Source organism: Actinoplanes sp. ATCC 53533 (assembly GCF_003947245.1).
On record NZ_QHHV01000216.1, the window covers coordinates 1 to 16,591 of the forward strand.

The window sequence follows — 16,591 nt, forward strand, 5'->3', positions numbered from 1 at the left end:
CGGTTGGGCGGTCGCGGACCACATGCGCACCGAGTTGGTCGTCGACGCTATTGAGATGGCGGCCCGTAACATCACCATACCGAAAGGTGCGATCTTCCACTCTGATCGCGGCAGCCAATACATGTCGCACGAGTATCGCCGGACGCTGAAGAAACTCGGTCTGCGGTCCTCGGTCGGCCGTACGGGGGTCTGCTGGGACAACGCCCTAGCAGAATCGTTCAATGCCAGCCTGAAAAATGAGATGGTCAACCGGACCGTCTTCCCGATGAAAGCCCACGCACGAGACGCTATTGTGCGCTATGTCGAACTGTACTACAATCGCCAAAGGATCCACTCGGCGCTCGGCTATAAGACGCCGTACGAAATTCTCAGCGGACGCACGGACAACACATTAGCGGCGTGAAAACACGCTAAAAGCACTGTCCGGAAAACGCGCGGCAGCCCACGTTGAGGGCGGGTTTCCAGCGGGTGATCCAGCGGCGCCGGCCGGTGCCGGTCGGGTCGAGGGCCATGACGGCGAGGTAGACGCATTTCAGTGCGGCTTGCTCGTTGGGGAAGTGCCCGCGAGCTCGTACGGCCCGGCGGATCCGGGCATTCACACTCTCGATCGCATTCGTCGAGCAGACGACCTTGCGGATCTCGGCGTCGAAGGACAGGAACGGCACGAACTCGGCCCAGGCGTTCGTCCACAGCCTGACGATCGCCGGATACTTGTCGCCCCAGGTTTCGGCGAACTCGAGGAAGCGTTGCTCGGCGGCGGCCACGGTGGGCGCGGTGTAGACCGGCTTGAGCGCTTTCGCGATCGCGTCCCAGTGCTGCCGGGACGCGTACTTGAACGAGTTACGCAGCAAATGGACCACGCAGGTCTGCACCACGGTGTCGGACCACACCGTGTTGATGGCGTCGGGCAGCCCGGTGAGGCCGTCGCAGACGGCCATCAGCACGTCCTCGACGCCGCGGTTCTTGAGCTCGGTGCACACGTTCAGCCAGAACTTGGCGCCTTCACCGCCGTCACCGGCCCACAGCCCGAGGATGTCGCGGCTGCCCTCGGCAGTGACCGCCAAGGCCACGTAGATGGGCCGGTTGGCGACTTTCCCGTCCCGGATTTTGACGTTGATCGCGTCCAGGAAGATCACCGGGTAGACCCGGTCCAAGGGCCGGTTCTGCCACTCGGCCATGCCATCCATGACCTTGTCGGTGATCGTGGAGATCGTCTGCTTCGACACCTCGGCCCCGTAGACCTCGGCCAGGTGTGCGCTGATCTCCCCGGTCGTCAACCCCTTCGCCGACAAGGACAGCACCATGTCCTCGACCCCGGACAGCCGCCGCTGCCGCTTACGGACGATCTGCGGCTCGAACGAGCTATCCCGGTCCCGCGGCACGGTGATCTCGACCGGGCCGATGTCGGTCAGCACCGTCTTGGCGCGGGCGCCATTGCGGGAGTTCCCGCAGTCCTTACCGGCCGGGTCGTGTTTGGCATAGCCGAGGTGATCGGTGATCTCGCCGTCCAGAGCGGCCTCGATCACCCGCTTCGTCAGCTGCTGCAGCAGACCGCCTTCACCGGTCAGCTGCAGGCCCGCCGAGCGGGCCTGCTCGACCAGCCGGCCGACCAGCTCGGTGTCCACGCCCTCCGGCGTCGCGGCCGGACTCTTCTTCTTCGCCACCGCGGAAGTATCCACGGGGTCTGTCGTGACAGTCATCAGGTGCGTCTCCTTGATCAGGAGTTACACCGTTATTTTTACAGTCCCGGCAACAACGGTGCCCTTTGCTCTGCTTCCCGATAGGAAACACCGGATGGAGATGCGCGGGTTCCGCTTCGGTTGGGGGTTCTGGGCGTCGGCGGCGGGTGTTTCCGATAGGGAAGCAGAGCAAAGGCAGGTTTGGCGTAGGGGGTTCCGCGGGGCTTGCCCCCCCGGATCTCGGACACGGGGTTCATGCGGCCGCCGCTAGCGTCGCCGGTGCGGCCGTGGTGCGTTCGTAGGCGAGAGGGAATTTGCTGTCCGAGCCGGGAGTGGCAGCGGACGGTGTTGTAGCGGTGCAGCCAGCGAAATGAGGTCAGCCGGGCCTCGCGTTCGTCGGTGCACGCGCGGCGTCCCTGCAGGGTCTCGCGTTTGAGGGTCGCGTTGAACGACTCGGCGAGGGCGTTGTCAGCTGAGCTGCCCGACCTTGCTCATCGATTGGCGGACTACGGCCTGGGCTCCGTGATCGCCCCGTCGAGGCTGCCGCGGATCCGGTGCACGGCGGTGGGGGCGTCAATGACCAGGTCGGTGCGCATGTGGTCGGCGATCGCCCAGCCTGCCAGACGGCGTGAGTGCAGGGCGATAACCGTTGCCAGGCAAAGGAATCCGCGCTCTCCGATGGGCAGGTAGGTGATGTCACCGACGTAACGCTGATTTGACCGCTGGGGCGGTGAAGTCGCGGCCGATCAGGTCCGGTGCCTTGCTCGCGGCGGGATCGGCGATGGTGGTCTGTACTCGCCGTCGCAGTCGTATTCCCTGCACGCCGAAGCGGCGCATCACCCGGGCGACCCGCTTGTGGTTCACTCGCCGGTGCAACTGCGCGTTGTCGTCCTCGACCGAGCCGTCCACCGTCGACGGGCTCACCGGCCCGGCCGGCCTGGCACGGATCAGGGGGCGATTCCCCGCCGCCGGCGGCGAGAGGCGGGTCGCGATGTCCGGAGGTGGTGGTGAGATGTCCGGAGAGCGAGGCGAGCCCCGGTCCCGGGCGCCGGGTGCCGGTGCGTGGCCGTGGGGCACGAACCGCCGCTGTGCCTGTCGGCGGCTCGGGCCTGGGTGGGCGGTTCTGGTTGGGTCAGCGGTTCGGGTGCACGGTGTGTGGGCCTGGCCGTTCGCGCAGTCGGGCTGGGCTCAGCAGGGCCCGTGCCGCCATTCGGCTCGGTGCCTTGCCTATTGCCGCTCGGCTGGTCTCGCGGAGCACCAGCGCCGCCCAGAAAGCGGTCGCCGCCATGGCGTTGTGCCGCCGGCGGTAGAGGCGGACCTTGTTGAGGGTCAGCAGCGTCCAGAGCCCGGGTGAGACCCGCGAGTCGCCCTCCAGGTGGACGGCGCGCGCGGCCGGGGTGAAGCGGGTGAGCAGGCCGGCGTCCCGGGCTCGCAGCGCGAAGTCCGTCTCCTCCGAGTAGAGGAAGAACGACTCGTCCCAGGGCCCGCACCGCTCCCAGCACTCCGCGCTGAACAGCACGGTTGAGCCCTCGGCCCAGTCGGTGACCGCCGCCTCGCCGTACCGTTGCTCGTCGGTGACCACCTCGCCGAGCAGTGGGTATCGGCCGGCGCGGCCGGCGCCGAGGACGGCGTCGCCGAGCATGCGCAGCACCGACGGTTCGCGGCGCATCGTCTGGATGAGCGAGCCCTCGCCGTCGACCAGCAGGGGCACTGCGATGCCGGTGCCCGGGGTGCGCAGGACGCCCAGCAGTGTCCGGACGCAGCCGGGGGTCAGCCGCACGTCGGGGTTGAGCACCAGGACCGCCGTGAACGGCCCGGCCTTGGCCAGGGCGGCGTTGATTCCCGCGGCGTACCCGGCGTTGCGGCCGACCTCCACCACGGTGGCCTCCGGCGCCAGCCGGCGCACGACGGCGACCGAGTCGTCCGCGGACGCGTTGTCGGCGACCGTGAGGTGCCAGTCGACGCCCTCGAGGCCGGGGCCGAGGGCGGCGATGAAGTCCGGCACCAACTGTGCGCTGTTGTACGTGACGGCGACAACGGCCACCGTCTCGGTCTTGCTGTCCAATCTGGCCTCCCAGTCTCGCGGACGCACCCATCCTGCCGTCATCCCGTTCGCGCCGTGCTGCCGGCCGGGCGGAGCGCGCCCGGGGCGGAGTGTCAGGGCGGAGCTTCAGGGGCGGCCGAGTGCCTTGTATTCCCAGCCCGCGGCGCGCCACACGGCCGGGTCGAGGACGTGCCGGCCGTCGAAGATCCGCTGCGCGCGGACCACCTCGGCCATGGCCTCCGGGGCTATTTTCCGGAACTCGGTCCATTCGGTCAGCAGCACGACCACGTCGGCGTCGCGGGCCACGTCCAGCGCGCCGGTGCCGTAGTTCAGCTCGGGGTGCGCCTTGCGGGCGTTCGCCATCGCGGCCGGGTCGAAGACGTAGACGTCCGCGCCCATGCCCGCCAGCGTGCTCGCCACGTCCAGCGCCGGGGCGTCGCGGATGTCGTCGGAGTTCGGCTTGAAGGCCGCGCCCAGGGCCGCGATCTTCTTGCCGGCCACGTCGCCGCCGCACAGCTCGACGACCAGGTCGACCGTGCGGGCCCGGCGGCGGCCGTTGATGCCGTCGATCTCCCGCAGGAAGCCCACCGCCTGGCCGACACCGAGCTCCTCGGCCCGGTGCGCGAACGCCCGGATGTCCTTGGGCAGGCAGCCGCCGCCGAAGCCCAGGCCGGGGCGCAGGAACTTGCCGCCGATGCGCTCGTCGTAGGCGAGGGCCTCGGCCAGGTCGTGCACGTCGGCGCCGGTGGCCTCGCAGACCTCCGCCATCGCGTTGATGTAGGAGATCTTGGTGGCCAGGAACGAGTTGGCGGCGACCTTGACCAGCTCGGCGGTCTGCAGGTCGGTGACCTTGACCGGCACGCCCTGAGCCAGCACGGGGGCGAACACCGCCCGCAGTCGCTCCTCGGACCAGGCCGAGGTGACGCCGAAGACCAGCCGGTCGGGCTTCATGGTGTCGTCGACGGCGTAGCCCTCGCGCAGGAACTCCGGGTTCCAGGCCAGCTCGATCCGGTCGCCGGCCGGCGCGGCGGTGCGCAGCAACTCGGCCAGCCGGGCGGCGGTGCCGACCGGCACCGTCGACTTGCCGACCACCAGGGCGCGGCGATGCAGATGGGCGGCGAGCGCGGTGACCGCCGCGTCGACGTAGGTCATGTCCGCGGCCTCGGAGCCGGCCATCTGCGGCGTGCCGACGCAGATGAAGTGCACGTCGCCGAACTCGCCGGCCTCGGCGAAGGAGGTCGTGAAGCTCAGCCGGCCGGTCTCCAGGGCCTTGGCGAGCAGCTCGGGCAGGCCGGGCTCGAAGAACGGCACCTCGCCGGAGTTGAGCCGCGCGACCTTGTCGGGGTCGACGTCGACCCCGATGACTTCGTAGCCCATCACGGCCATGCAGATGGCGTGGGTGGCGCCGAGATAGCCGGTGCCGATGACGGTGAGACGGGGGAGTGCGTTCATACCGGGCTCTCTCCTTTCAGTACGCGCCGGAGCTGCGGGCGACCGCGCTGGCCGTCCGGGCCAGGATGGCCAGATCCATCGCCAGGGACCAGTTCTCCACGTACGTCAGGTCGAGCCGGATGGACTCCTCCCACGACAGGTCGGAACGGCCGGACACCTGCCAGAGACCGGTGAGGCCCGGCTTGACCACGAGCCGCCGGAGCATGTCGGCCGGGTAGCCGGCCACCTCCAGGGCCAGCGGCGGTCGCGGGCCGACCAGCGACATGTCGCCCTTGAGCACGTTCACCAGCTGCGGCAGTTCGTCCAGCGAATACCGGCGCAGCCAGCGGCCGACCGGGGTGACCCGCGGGTCGTTGCGCATCTTGAAGAGCTCGCCGTCGGTGTCGTTGAGGTCGCGCAGATTGTGCAGCCGCGCCTCGGCGTTCACCACCATCGTGCGGAACTTGTACAGGACGAACGGCCGGCCGTCCTTGCCGACCCGCTCCTGCCGGAAGACCGCCGGTCCGCGGCCGCCCGGTCCGAACATCACCAGGCCGGCCAGTACGGCCAGCACCGGCGCGCTCAGCGTCAGCAGGACCAGGGCGCCCACCCGGTCGAAGGCGGCCTTGACGAGCCGGGCGCTGCCCTTGAGCCGCGGGTGCTCGACGTGCAGCATCGGCAGGCCGTCCACCGGCCGGATCGTGGTCCGGTCGCCCGCCACGTCGACCAGCGTGCTGGCCACGATCAGGTCGATCTCGTCGCGTTCGAGTTGCCAGGCGAGGCGGCGCAGCGCGGGGCCGTCGATCTCGGGGCAGGACAGCACGACGACGGTGTCCGCGCCGGACAGGGAGACCGCCGCGGCGACGTCGTCGAAGTTGCCGTAGATCGGTGGCAGCCCGGGGGTGACCTCGACCGTCTGGCCGGGCGGCAGGCAGGCGCCGATGATGCCGAGGCCGTGGTGGCTCTCGTGGCGCAGCCGCCGGGTCATGTCGGCGACGGTCCGCGCGTGCCCGACCAGGATGACCCGGTGCAGCCGTTCGCCGCGGGCCCAGGAACGGTGCAGCAATTGGCGGAAAACGTACCGGGCGCCGACGTCGACGAGGGTGGCCAGCGGAACCGCGATAATCACATATCCGCGTGCCAGACGCAGGTCGAACGCAAAGGAGACAATTGCCAGCGCCGCGGTCAGGCCGAGCCCGGAACGGACGACCCGAGCGTATTCGTCGGTGCCGACGAACAGGTGACGTGACTCATACGCTCGGTTGATGGCCAGGGCGCCGATCCAGGCCAGCGGGAATAGCAGCGTCAGCAGACGATAGTCAAGCGGGAACGGCTGGCTGCCGGACGAGCCGAAACGCAGGACCAGCGCCGCCCACGCGGCCACGAAGCCGACCACCCAGTCGATCGCGCCCAGGCCCAGGGCGTACCGGCCACGCCAGCCGGGCTGGGCCGAGACGGCCCGGAGCTCCGGATCCCGAACCGCGTTGAACTGCGATTCCTCCCGGTGGATGGTACCGGTCGATCTTGGGTCGATCGTTTGCACGCCTAGCCTCCGAGCATCGACTGCGGCCAGCCACGGTCCTTTGTCGTAACGCTCCGGACCCCGGGTGAAGCACGAGTCTCAAGGTGAGATTTCGGTTCCGCGGCGGTGACCCCGCGGGACCCACAGGAAGCCTGCTGAATCGTGCCCCGTTCGCGCTACACCTTTCCGTTCGAGACGAATGGCGGATCGGATGAGTGCCAATTACAAATGGCTGCAAGACGTTCAGATCGGACGTACCAGATCCTCGGTATATATCGGACTTCAGGGCCCACAAAATTGCGTGCGGACGGGTTCCCATACTGCACCGAGCAGGGCCCGTCAATGGCTTGGCGGAGAATTTCGAATGTATTAAGTCCGACTGACTGTTTCGATATGTTTGGAACAAGCATCGAATGTGGGCAGCAGGCCGGTGGCCAGCGCCTCGGCCAGTGACGGCGCCGCGGCGTCCTTCGTGGACAGCAGGGGGGTGCCGGCGGGCCAGCGGATGCCGAGCTCCGGATCGAGCGGGTCGATGCCGTGCTCGTGCCCGGGGCGGTAGGTGCTCGAACACAGGTATGCCACCGTGGCGCCCTCGGTCAGCGCGCAGAACGCGTGACCCAGCCCCTCGGCGAGATAGACCGCCCGCCGTTCCTCGTCGTCGAGCGGAACGGCCTCCCAGGTGCCGAACGTCGGCGAGCCGACCCGGATGTCCACCACGACGTCGAGCACGGACCCGGACACACACGTCACGTACTTGGCCTGTCCCGGCGGCACGTCGGCGAAGTGGATGCCCCGGACGACATCCCGGGCCGAGGTGGAGAGGTTTGCCTGCGCCAGATTGAGCGGATGGCCCACGGCCGCGGCCAGGGCGTCGAAACGGTACCACTCCAGGAAAGTGCCCCGGGAGTCGCCGTGCTGGAGCGGGGTGACCTCGAAGGCGCCCTCGATGGTCAGCGGACGGATCTTCACAGCACACCGCCGTACTGGCCGGTGTCGAGCAGCCGGACCAGGTATTCGCCGTACCCGCTCTTCATCAGCGGCCCGGCCAGCTCGCGCAGCTCGCCGTCGGAGATGAAGCCCCGCCGCCAGGCCGCCTCCTCGACGCAGCCGATTTTGAAGCCCTGCCGTTCCTCGATGACCCGCACGTACTCGGAAGCCTGGACCATCGACTGGAAGGTGCCGGTGTCCAGCCACGCCGTGCCCCGGTCCAGGACGGTCACGCTCAGCCGGCCCTGGCGCAGATACTCCTCGTTCACCGCGGTGATCTCCAGCTCGCCGCGCTCGCTGGGCTCCAGCTTGTCGGCGATCTGGACCACGTCGGCGTCGTAGAAGTAGAGGCCGGGCACCACGTAGGTGGATTTGGGCCGGTCCGGCTTCTCCTCGATCGACATCACCGTGCCGCTGTCGTCGAACTCGACGACGCCGTAGCGCTCCGGGTCGGCGACCGGATAGGCGAAGACGCGCCCGCCGGCCGGCTGGCCGAACTGGGACAGCTGCTGGCCCAGCCCCACGCCGTGGAAGATGTTGTCGCCCAGGATCAGCGCGACCGGCTGGTCGCCGATGAAGTCGGCGCCGATGCGGAACGCCTGGGCGATGCCGTCCGGTTTCGGCTGTTCCGCGTACGACAGGGTGAGCCCGAAGCGGCCCCCGTCGCCCAGCAGTCGCTGGAAGTGCGGCTGGTCCTCGGGCGTCGTGATCACCAGGATCTCCCGGATCCCGGCGGACACCAGGGTGGTCAGGGGGTAATAGACCATAGGCTTGTCGTAGATGGGCATGAGCTGTTTCGACATGGCCATCGTGATCGGCCAGAGCCGTGAGCCGGTGCCACCGGCAAGCAGGATTCCGCGCACCGGAAGAGACTATTCAGTGCCTGCCGGGCGCGTACACTCGCCAGCTGTGCAGATATTAGTGACCGGTGGTGCCGGTTTCATCGGATCGGCCTACGTCCGGGCCCTCCTGCAGGACGAGTACGCAGGCGCGGCCGGCGCTTCGGTGACGGTTCTCGACCTACTGTCCTATTCGGGCAATCGTGCCAACCTGCCGCTGACGGATTCCCGACTTCGCTTCGTCCATGGCGACATTTCGGATTCGGCGCTGTTGCGGGAGCTGCTTCCCGGTCACGACGCGGTGGTCCATTTCGCGGCGGAATCCCATGTGGACCGCTCGATCGCCAGCGCCGTGCCCTTCGTCGCCACCAATGTGCTCGGCACCCAGGTGCTGCTCGACGCCGCGCGGGCCGCCGATATAGGCCGGTTCGTCCACGTCTCCACCGACGAGGTGTACGGCTCGATCGACGAGGGCTCGTGGACCGAGACCTGGCCGCTGGCGCCGAACTCGCCGTACGCGGCCTCCAAGGCCTCGTCCGACCTGCTGGCCCTGGCCGCCCACCGCACGCACGGCATGGACGTCGTCGTCACGCGCTGTTCCAACAACTACGGCCCGCACCAGTTCCCCGAGAAGGTCATCCCGCTGTTCGTGACCAACCTGCTGGACGGCAAGCCGGTGCCGCTCTACGGCGACGGTGGCAACATCCGTGACTGGCTGCACGTGGCCGATCACTGCCGTGGCATCCAGATGGTGCTGGAGAAGGGCCGGGCCGGCGAGATCTACAACATCGGCGGCGGCACCGAGCTGAGCAACCGCGAGCTGACCGGCCGGCTGCTCGACGCCTGCGGCGCCGGCTGGGACATGGTGCGGCCGGTGACCGACCGCAAGGGCCACGACCGCCGGTATTCGCTGGACATCACCAAGATCGGCGCGGAGCTCGGGTACGCGCCGCAGGTCAGCCTGGCGGACGGACTGGCGTCCACCGTCGCGTGGTATCGCGACAACCGCGACTGGTGGGAGCCGCTCAAGGCGCGGGACGCCGGCTGATGCGCTGGCTGGTCACCGGCGCCGGCGGCATGCTCGGCCGGGATCTCCGCGCGGTCCTGGCCGAGGCGGGCGAGCCGGAGGTGGTCGCGGCGACCCGCGCCGACCTGGACATCGCCGACCCGGCCGCGGTGCGCGACGCGGTCTCCGGCGCCGACATCGTGCTCAACGCGGCGGCGTGGACGGACGTGGACGGCGCCGAGGCCGCCGAACAGGACGCGACGGCGGTCAACGGACACGCCGTGGGGATCCTCGCGGCCGAGGCCGGCAAGCGGCTGATCCACCTCTCCACCGACTACGTCTTCGACGGCGCCGCGACCACCCCGTATCCCGAGGAGACGGCGCCGGCGCCGGTCAACGCGTACGGGCGCGGCAAGGCGATCGGCGAGCAGGCCGTGCTGGCGGCCGGCGGGTACGTCGTGCGCACCGCCTGGCTCTACGGGGCGCACGGGCCCAACTTCGTCCGTACCATGCTGCGGCTGGCCGCCGAGCGCGACACCGTCGAGGTCGTCGACGACCAGCAGGGCCCGCCCACCTGGTCCTACGCGCTCGCCCGGCAGGTGGTCGCGCTGGCCGGCGCGGCCGCGGCCGGCCGCGCCGCACCCGGCGCCTACCACGGCACGGCCGCCGGATCGACCACCTGGTACGGCCTGGCCCGCGCGGTCTTCGCCGAGGCGGGCCTCGACCCGGAGCGGGTGCGCCCCACCACGAGCGACCGCTTCCCGCGCCCCGCCTCGCGCCCGGCATACAGCGTGCTCGGCCACGACCGCTGGCTCGGCACGGGGGTCGCCCCGCTGCCGCACTGGCGGGTGCTGCTCACCGAGGCGATGCCGGCCCTGCGCTGACCGTGGCTCAGCGGCTCTCGGGTGGCCGTTGCGGGCCCAGCGCCTCCACGGCGGCCAGATACCGGCGATAGCGGTCGGCCCTCGCGGGCGCGTGCGAGGGCCTGGGCTCCTGGCCGCAGATGACCCGGACCCAGCGCTCGGTGACCTGCTCGAGGTCGGTGAACTGGCCCGTGCCCACGCCGGCCAGCATCGCCGCGCCCCGGGCGCCGGCCTCGTCGGAGGAGGTCACCTCGACCGGCAGGGCCAGGACGTCGGCGAGCAGTTGGGTCCACCCCGCGCTGCGGGCACCGCCACCGCAGACGCGCACCGGGCCCCGGAGGTCGAAGACCTCACGCAGCGCCTCGACGTGGGTGCGATGGTTGAAGGCGACGCCCTCCAGCACGGCCGCGAGGAGGTCACCGCGATCGTGCCGTCCGCGCAGGCCGAGCCAGGCACCCTCGACATCCGGGCCGTGCGGCGATCCGTACAGGAAAGGCAGAAACAGTGGGGCGTCCGGAGCGTCCTCCCGGGTGGTGGCCTCGGCGACGGCCTCGGCGAAGCCGGGCTGCCCGGCGGCCGTCCACGGGCCCAGCCGGCGCACGGCCCACTCCAGGCAGACCGCGCCGGCCGGTGACGTCGACATGTGCAGCCACTGACCCGGCTGGACGAAGGACCGGGCCTGCCAGCGGGCGTCCGTGACCGGCCGATCGGCCAGCACCTGATTGATCGAGTAGGTGCCGAGCACCAGGCTGGCGGCGCCGACGGTCGCGGCCCCGATGCCGATGGCGGCCGCGTCCACGTCGTGCGCGCCGGTGATCACCGGGGTGCCCTCGGCCAGGCCGGTGAGCTCGGCGGCCTGCGCGTTCACCGTGCCCGCGAGCTGCGCACTGCCGAGGACGGGTGGCAGCTTCGCCGCGGCATCCGTCAGGCCGAACAGGTCGAGCGCCGGCGCACTCCACTGCCGCGTGCGCAGGCCCGTGAAGGCCGCGCTCGCATCGGTGACGTCGGTGGCCACCTCGCCGGTGAGGCCCAGGCGGATCCAGTCCTTGCAGAACAGCGCCCACCGGGTGCGCTCGTACGACCGGGGCTCGTGCTCGCGCAACCACGACAACAGCGACGCCGGCGACACCAGCGAGGGCTTCTGCCCGGTCAGCGCCAGCGCCGCCGCGCCGGTGGCGCCGTGGCTGAGCCGGCGGGACTCCTGGTGGGCGCGGGAATCCAGGGCGAGGATCGCCGGCCGCACCGGACGGCCGTGCCTGTCCACGGCGTAGAGGCCGTCATTGTGCCCGCAGATGCCCACCCCGACGACCTCGTACCCGGGCCCGGCCCGCGCGATGACGTCGGAGATGGCCGAGTGCGCGTGCTTCCGGACAGTGTCCATGTCTCGTTCGGCCCATCGGGGCCGCGGGCTGTCCACCTCGGTGGCGTGCCGGGCGACCGCGACCTCGCTCCCGTCCAGGGCGTACAGCGCGGCCTTGGTGATGGACTGCCCCGCGTCGACACCGAGCAACAGGCGCTGCCTCGCCTTCAAGTGCGCGAGCCGATGACGCGATCCACCCCGCCACTATAAGGTTCCCCACCGCCGATTTCCTGGCTGGGCAATATCGGGCACGGCACCGGCGGTTACGGAACCGCCTCGAGCCCGCCCCCGGCCGTCCTGCCCGGCCGGTCCGGGGGGAATCGGTCACCGGTGGCCGATGATCGGGCGGGCCGGCACCGGGCCCGCCGCCGACCGCCCCGATGACCATGGACGGGCAGCTCAGCGGTGGTGCAGGCTCGGCACATGAGCGTGGAATCGGTAGGCAATCTCGCGGCCGTCCTGCACTCCCCGGGCGACCTGCGCATCTCCGAACGGCCCATGCCGGCGCCGGGGCCCGGCGAGGTGCTGGTCAAGGTGAGCTCGGTGGGTATCTGCGGATCGGACGTCCACTACTACGAGCACGGCCGGATCGGCGACTACGTGGTCGAGAGCCCCATGGTCCTGGGCCACGAAGCCGGCGGCGTGGTGGTCGAGCTGGGTCCCGGCGTGACCACCATCGAGGCCGGCCGCCGGGTCGCCATCGAACCCGGCGTGCCGTGCGGGCACTGCGAGCAGTGCCGGCGCGGCACCTACAACCTGTGCCCCGGCGTGCGGTTCTTCGCCACCCCACCCATCGACGGCGCCCTGGCCCGCTACGTCACGGTCAACGCGGCGTTCGCCCATCCGGTGCCGGACGCGCTGAGCGACGACGCGGCGGCACTCATCGAGCCGCTGTCGGTCGGCATCTGGGCGAACCGCCGGGCGGCCACCGGGATCGGCTCGCGGGTGCTGGTCACCGGCGCCGGCCCGATCGGCGTGCTGGCCGCGCTCGCCGCCCGGGCGGCCGGTGCCGGCTGGGTCGGCCTGGCCGACGTGCATCCCGCGCGGCTGAAGGCGGCCGGCGAGTTCGACGTGGACAGCGTCATCGACGCCCGCGACACGGTGGACTATGCCGCGTTCCGGCCCGAGGTGCTGCTCGAATGCACCGGGTCGCCGGCGGTCGCCAGCGCCGGCATCAGGTCGCTGCGACCGCTCGGCCGGGCGGTGCTGGTCGGGATGAGCCCGTCCGCCGAGCAGTCACTGCCCGTGCAGGCGATACAGAACAGGGAACTGTCGGTCACCGGCACCTTCCGGTACGCCCACACCTACCCGGACGCGATCTCGCTGGTGGCGGCCGGCCGGATAGACCTGGACGCGCTCGTCGGCGCCCGGCTGCCGCTGGCCGAGACCGAGCGGGCGCTGACCATGGGCCGAACCGATCCGGCGGTCCTCAAGACGGTCGTGGCCGTCCAGGAGTAGGGCCGCGCCGGCCGGCGAGACGCCGGCGGATCAGGCGGGACGCGAGGTAGAGCAACGCCAGGCCGAGTGCGGCGGCGAGCGCCCACGGCCAGGCCCAGACCCCGGTGGTACGGGCCACCGCCGGCAGTTTCTGGGTGAAGGTGGCCGGCTCTACCTCGACCTGAGCCGTCAGCCGCAGCGTGGGCTGCACGCCGACGATCCGCTCGGTGACGGTCAGCGCGCCGCCGGGCAGCAGTTCCGGGATCGTCATGCCGCCGGTCCGGGCCAGCTCCCAGCCGAACGGGCCGGTGAGCCGGATCGAGCCGGTGCCGCTGAGCCGCAGGTTGCCGGTGTTGCGCACCTGGTAGGTCACCGTCATCGCGCCGCCGTCGGCCGGGTTCGCGGACTGGCGGTACTCCAGCCGTACCGTGTCGATGCTGAGCCTCGGCGCGGTCGCGCCGGCGACGGTGAGGTAGACGCGGGCCGCGATGCGCCGGTCGACGAGCACCTTCTGGCCCTTGGCGTCGGTCTGTTCCTCGGTGACCGCGGCGATGATGCCGCCCGCGTGGTCGCCGGGCGTCGCGTTGGTGGGCACGGTCAGCGAGAACGGCACGTCGAGGCGGGTGTTCGCCGGGATCGTGTACGCGCGCCGCGCCAGCGCGATCCACGAGCCGACGTCGGTGGGGGACCGGGCCGCGGGCAGCAGCGCGAAGGCACCGTCGGCGGTGGTGAACGCGTCGGTGCCGTACACGGAGAAGGTCTGGGGTTCGCCGGTCAGGTTGGTGATGCCGACGTGGTCGGTGAGCCGCTCGCCGGGCGCGGCCCGGCGGATGAAGTAGTCCCGGCCGTCCGGGCCCTTCGCGGTCGAGGGCTGCACGGACCAGGCGGGGGGCGCCGTCCGCCGGCGCCTTACTCATGGCCTGGCGCGGCGGGTCGGCCTTGCCGAGTTGCACGGACCGTTGGGGGGCGCCGTCTGCCGGCGCCTTATTCATGGCCTGGCGCGGCGGGTCGGCCTTGCCGAGTTGCACGGACCGTCGGGGGGCGCCGTCCGCCGGCGCCGCCTGGGCTGGCGCGGCGGGCATCACGAGCGCGGCGGCGAGCAGGAGGGCGGCGGTGGCGCGGACCGGCATGGTGCTCCTTACGATGGCCTGGGCCGGCCGGGGGTCATATCGGGGCCCCCGGCCGGTTCTCCCGCCGTAGGCTCAGGCGAGGGTCAGGGTGAGTACGGCGCTGTACTCACCGGCGGCGCTGGACTCGGGCACGCCGAGGCTCAGCCCCGCGCCGCACGTCGAGCTGCCGAGGCTGCTTCCCGGGTCGGCGGTGCACAGGGTGCGGCTGCTGCCCAGGCCACTGCCCGCGCCCGGAGCGGCGGGACCGCCGGGCGTCACCGCGTTGGCCACGCCGTCGGCGGCCACCAGGTTGCTGGTGGCGACGGCGGCGGTGGGCGCCCAGCCCAGGTTGTCGGCGGGGACGACGGCTCCACCGGCATTGGTGAAGTCGGTGACCTGACCGACGAGATCCCACCCGCTGTTGGTGCCGCGCAGGTCGCTGACCGTGACCGGGTTGAGGGTGCCGGTCGCGGTCTGGCCCGGGGTGACGGCGGACAGCGCCGTCGTGGAGCCGGCGGAGGTGAGCGTGAGCGCACCACCGGTCACGGCCGCGGTGATCCGCTGGGTCGCGGAACCGCTGCCGGGCTCCTCGGGCTCCGCGGGCTCCTCCGGATCGGCGGGCTCCTCCGGCTCCTCGGGGGTGGCCGAGGTGGAGGCCGAAGCGGTGACCGGGTCGAGCGCGCTGCCCGCGGCGTAGAAGCCCGCGAACGCGCTCGCACCCTCGGCGGTGAGGGTCGCGGCGAGCCCGTTGAAGCTGATGTCGCCGCCGGTGACCGTCGGGGCGGTGGTCACCAGGGTGGCGATCTCCGCCTGGTCCAGGTGCTGCTCGGTGGTGCCGCCGTTGGCCACGAGGTCGACGTCGGCGAGCAGCGAACCGGTCCCGTCGCCGTCGACGACGACGCTCGGGTTGGCCAGGGTGATCTGGAAGAAGTGTGCCGGATACGAGAACACGACGGTGCCACCGTAGTGGACCGTCGCGGTCCCGGCCGCGGCGTCGTAGCTGCCGCCGGCGGCCGGGAAGTCGAACGTCCCGTCGGCGTTGCGGGTCGCGCCGTCGCTGGTGGCGATGGGCGGGTTGCCGTTGCCGGTGGAGACGTACGAGCGGAACGACGCCTTGAAGCCCCAGTCGAGGCTCCCGCCGGCGACGTCGGCCGGCGCGGCGAGGGCGGGTGCGGTGCCGGTCAGCGCCGCGGCGGCGCCGAGGGTGACGGCACTCGCCCACAGTGCGACCCGACGCGGGCCGGGCAGGGGTACGGCCATGCTCAGTGTCCTTTCTGGATGGCCAGTTGCCCGCGGTTGCGAGCTCGGTTAGGTTAGCCTCACCTAACTCGCTAGGCAATCCAAGATCATGTGAACGATCGCACCCTGCCTCCGGCTTGCTTGTTAGGTTAGCCTCACCTAATTAATCGGGAAAGGGGATCACCGTGAGAACCGCGGCCGTTGTGGCGCTGCTGGCCACCGCCGGACTACAGGTCGTCGCAGTGGCGCCCGCCCAGGCGGCCGGCAAGCTCTCCGTCTCCAAGACCCGCGGCCTGAGCCGGGCCGGCGAGACGGTCACCGTCTCAGGCCGGGGGTACGACGTCAGCAAGGGCATCTATGTGGCGTTCTGTGTCGACAACGGCGCCGGAGTGATGCCGTCGCCGTGCGGTGGCGGCGCCGACATGTCCGGCGCCTCGGGCACATCCAGCTGGATCTCCTCGAACCCGCCGTCCTACGGCGAGGGGCTCGCCAAGGCGTACGGCAAGGGCGGGACCTTCCGGGTGTCGATCAGGGTGAGCCAGCGGATCGGCGACGTCGACTGCGCGCTCCGCGGCTGCGCCATCGTCACCCGCGCCGACCACACCCGCACCAGCGACCGCTCCCAGGACGTCCGCGTCGCGGTCCGGTTCGCGCCGCCGGCGACCGGAACTGCGGCCACCGCGGTCGCGGTGCCCGGAGGCGCCACACCGACCGGGCCGGCCACCGGGAAGAGCAAACCCGCCGGGCCGCCCACCGGCCGGCTCGCCACCGCCGCACCGCCGTCGGCCACCGCGGCGGCCGCGATGCGCAGCCAGGCGATCCCGCTGGCCCGGACCACCGCGGCGACCCCGCTCGGCCACTGGTGGGCCATCGCGGGCGCCTTCCTGACCGGCCTGCTCGGCGCCACCGTCATCGGCCGCCTGCGCCGCCGCAGCGCCGCCCGGAGAGCCGCATGACGCGGCCGCATGGCATCGAGAGCCGCATGGCGTGGCCGGATGGCGTGGAGGGTCGCATGGCGCGGGCGGATGGCGTGGAGGGTCGCATGGCGCGGGCGGATGGCGTGGAGGGTCGCATG

14 protein-coding genes and 1 pseudogene are annotated in these 16,591 nt (G+C 71.2%); 5 read left to right on the plus strand and 10 right to left on the minus strand.

The window, feature by feature from the left end; translation table 11 throughout:
* Nucleotides 1-403: integrase core domain-containing protein (locus tag DMB66_RS48770; RefSeq protein WP_148112842.1), on the plus strand; the 403-nt coding region annotated here is incomplete at its 5' end.
* A 7-nt stretch (nt 404-410) separates the two neighbouring features.
* Here DMB66_RS48770 and DMB66_RS48775 read toward each other — a convergent pair.
* The 7 genes and pseudogenes from DMB66_RS48775 to rfbA form a co-directional block, all read right to left on the minus strand.
* The gene (locus DMB66_RS48775) at nt 411-1,700 is read right to left on the minus strand and encodes an IS256 family transposase (RefSeq protein ID WP_125810935.1); all 1,290 of its coding nucleotides are present in this window, start codon (nt 1,698-1,700) and stop codon (nt 411-413) included.
* A gap of 232 nt (nt 1,701-1,932) precedes the next feature.
* A pseudogene (locus DMB66_RS64765) lies at nt 1,933-2,543 on the minus strand (integrase core domain-containing protein); the annotation flags it as partial.
* Nucleotides 2,544-2,811: 268 nt separating this feature from the next.
* Nucleotides 2,812-3,744, minus strand: a complete 933-nt coding sequence (locus DMB66_RS48795; protein WP_233625381.1) for a glycosyltransferase — start codon at nt 3,742-3,744, stop codon at nt 2,812-2,814.
* A gap of 105 nt (nt 3,745-3,849) precedes the next feature.
* Nucleotides 3,850-5,175 carry a UDP-glucose/GDP-mannose dehydrogenase family protein gene (locus DMB66_RS48800; protein WP_125810939.1) on the minus strand — a complete coding sequence of 442 codons (1,326 nt, stop codon included), beginning with the start codon at nt 5,173-5,175 and terminating at the stop codon, nt 3,850-3,852.
* Nucleotides 5,176-5,191: 16 nt separating this feature from the next.
* A complete protein-coding gene (locus DMB66_RS48805) occupies nt 5,192-6,697 on the minus strand; it encodes a sugar transferase (RefSeq protein ID WP_125810940.1) in 1,506 nt (501 codons plus the stop codon).
* 348 nt (nt 6,698-7,045) lie between these two features.
* Complete coding sequence (locus DMB66_RS48810; protein WP_125810941.1) at nt 7,046-7,645, minus strand: dTDP-4-dehydrorhamnose 3,5-epimerase family protein; 600 nt, start codon at nt 7,643-7,645, stop codon at nt 7,046-7,048.
* Nucleotides 7,642-8,526, minus strand: a complete 885-nt coding sequence (gene rfbA / locus DMB66_RS48815) for a glucose-1-phosphate thymidylyltransferase RfbA (RefSeq protein WP_125810942.1) — start codon at nt 8,524-8,526, stop codon at nt 7,642-7,644. The genes DMB66_RS48810 and rfbA overlap by 4 nt, the downstream gene beginning before the upstream one ends.
* A 46-nt stretch (nt 8,527-8,572) precedes the next feature.
* On the opposite strand from rfbA, the gene rfbB reads away from it, so the two are divergent.
* Together rfbB and rfbD are read left to right on the plus strand one after the other, a co-directional pair.
* Nucleotides 8,573-9,550, plus strand: a complete 978-nt coding sequence (gene rfbB / locus DMB66_RS48820) for a dTDP-glucose 4,6-dehydratase (protein ID WP_125810943.1) — start codon at nt 8,573-8,575, stop codon at nt 9,548-9,550.
* Nucleotides 9,550-10,392, plus strand: coding sequence for a dTDP-4-dehydrorhamnose reductase (gene rfbD / locus DMB66_RS48825; protein WP_199753078.1), 843 nt, complete (start codon nt 9,550-9,552; stop codon nt 10,390-10,392). Before rfbB ends, rfbD begins: the two co-directional genes overlap by 1 nt.
* Nucleotides 10,393-10,399: 7 nt before the next feature.
* Here rfbD and DMB66_RS48830 read toward each other — a convergent pair whose 3' ends face one another.
* A complete protein-coding gene (locus DMB66_RS48830; RefSeq protein WP_125810944.1) occupies nt 10,400-11,902 on the minus strand; it encodes an FGGY-family carbohydrate kinase in 1,503 nt (500 codons plus the stop codon).
* A gap of 252 nt (nt 11,903-12,154) precedes the next feature.
* On the opposite strand from DMB66_RS48830, the gene DMB66_RS48835 reads away from it, so the two are divergent.
* Nucleotides 12,155-13,189, plus strand: a complete 1,035-nt coding sequence (locus DMB66_RS48835) for an NAD(P)-dependent alcohol dehydrogenase (RefSeq protein WP_125810945.1) — start codon at nt 12,155-12,157, stop codon at nt 13,187-13,189.
* Here the strand turns inward: DMB66_RS48835 and DMB66_RS48840 are convergent.
* Both DMB66_RS48840 and DMB66_RS48845 read right to left on the minus strand, forming a co-directional pair.
* A complete protein-coding gene (locus tag DMB66_RS48840; RefSeq protein ID WP_125810946.1) occupies nt 13,161-14,045 on the minus strand; it encodes a WxL protein peptidoglycan domain-containing protein in 885 nt (294 codons plus the stop codon). The genes DMB66_RS48835 and DMB66_RS48840 overlap by 29 nt on opposite strands.
* 325 nt (nt 14,046-14,370) lie before the next feature.
* Nucleotides 14,371-15,537, minus strand: coding sequence for an HtaA domain-containing protein (locus tag DMB66_RS48845; RefSeq protein ID WP_125810947.1), 1,167 nt, complete (start codon nt 15,535-15,537; stop codon nt 14,371-14,373).
* A 164-nt stretch (nt 15,538-15,701) separates the two neighbouring features.
* Here DMB66_RS48845 and DMB66_RS48850 point away from each other — a divergent pair, with 164 nt between their 5' ends.
* Nucleotides 15,702-16,472 (plus strand): hypothetical protein, encoded by a 771-nt coding sequence (locus DMB66_RS48850; RefSeq protein ID WP_125810948.1) that lies wholly within the window; start codon nt 15,702-15,704, stop codon nt 16,470-16,472.
* The last annotated feature ends 119 nt before the right edge of the window (nt 16,473-16,591 follow it).

Bases quoted from the DNA above. Each gene is read 5' to 3' on its own strand.
- DMB66_RS48775 (WP_125810935.1), bottom strand. From the start codon at position 1,700: ATGACTGTCACGACAGACCCCGTGGATACTTCCGCGGTGGCGAAGAAG.
- DMB66_RS48800 (WP_125810939.1), bottom strand. From the start codon at position 5,175: ATGAACGCACTCCCCCGTCTCACCGTCATCGGCACCGGCTATCTCGGC.
- rfbD (WP_199753078.1), top strand. From the start codon at position 9,550: ATGCGCTGGCTGGTCACCGGCGCCGGCGGCATGCTCGGCCGGGATCTC.
- DMB66_RS48835 (WP_125810945.1), top strand. From the start codon at position 12,155: ATGAGCGTGGAATCGGTAGGCAATCTCGCGGCCGTCCTGCACTCCCCG.
- DMB66_RS48845 (WP_125810947.1), bottom strand. From the start codon at position 15,537: ATGGCCGTACCCCTGCCCGGCCCGCGTCGGGTCGCACTGTGGGCGAGT.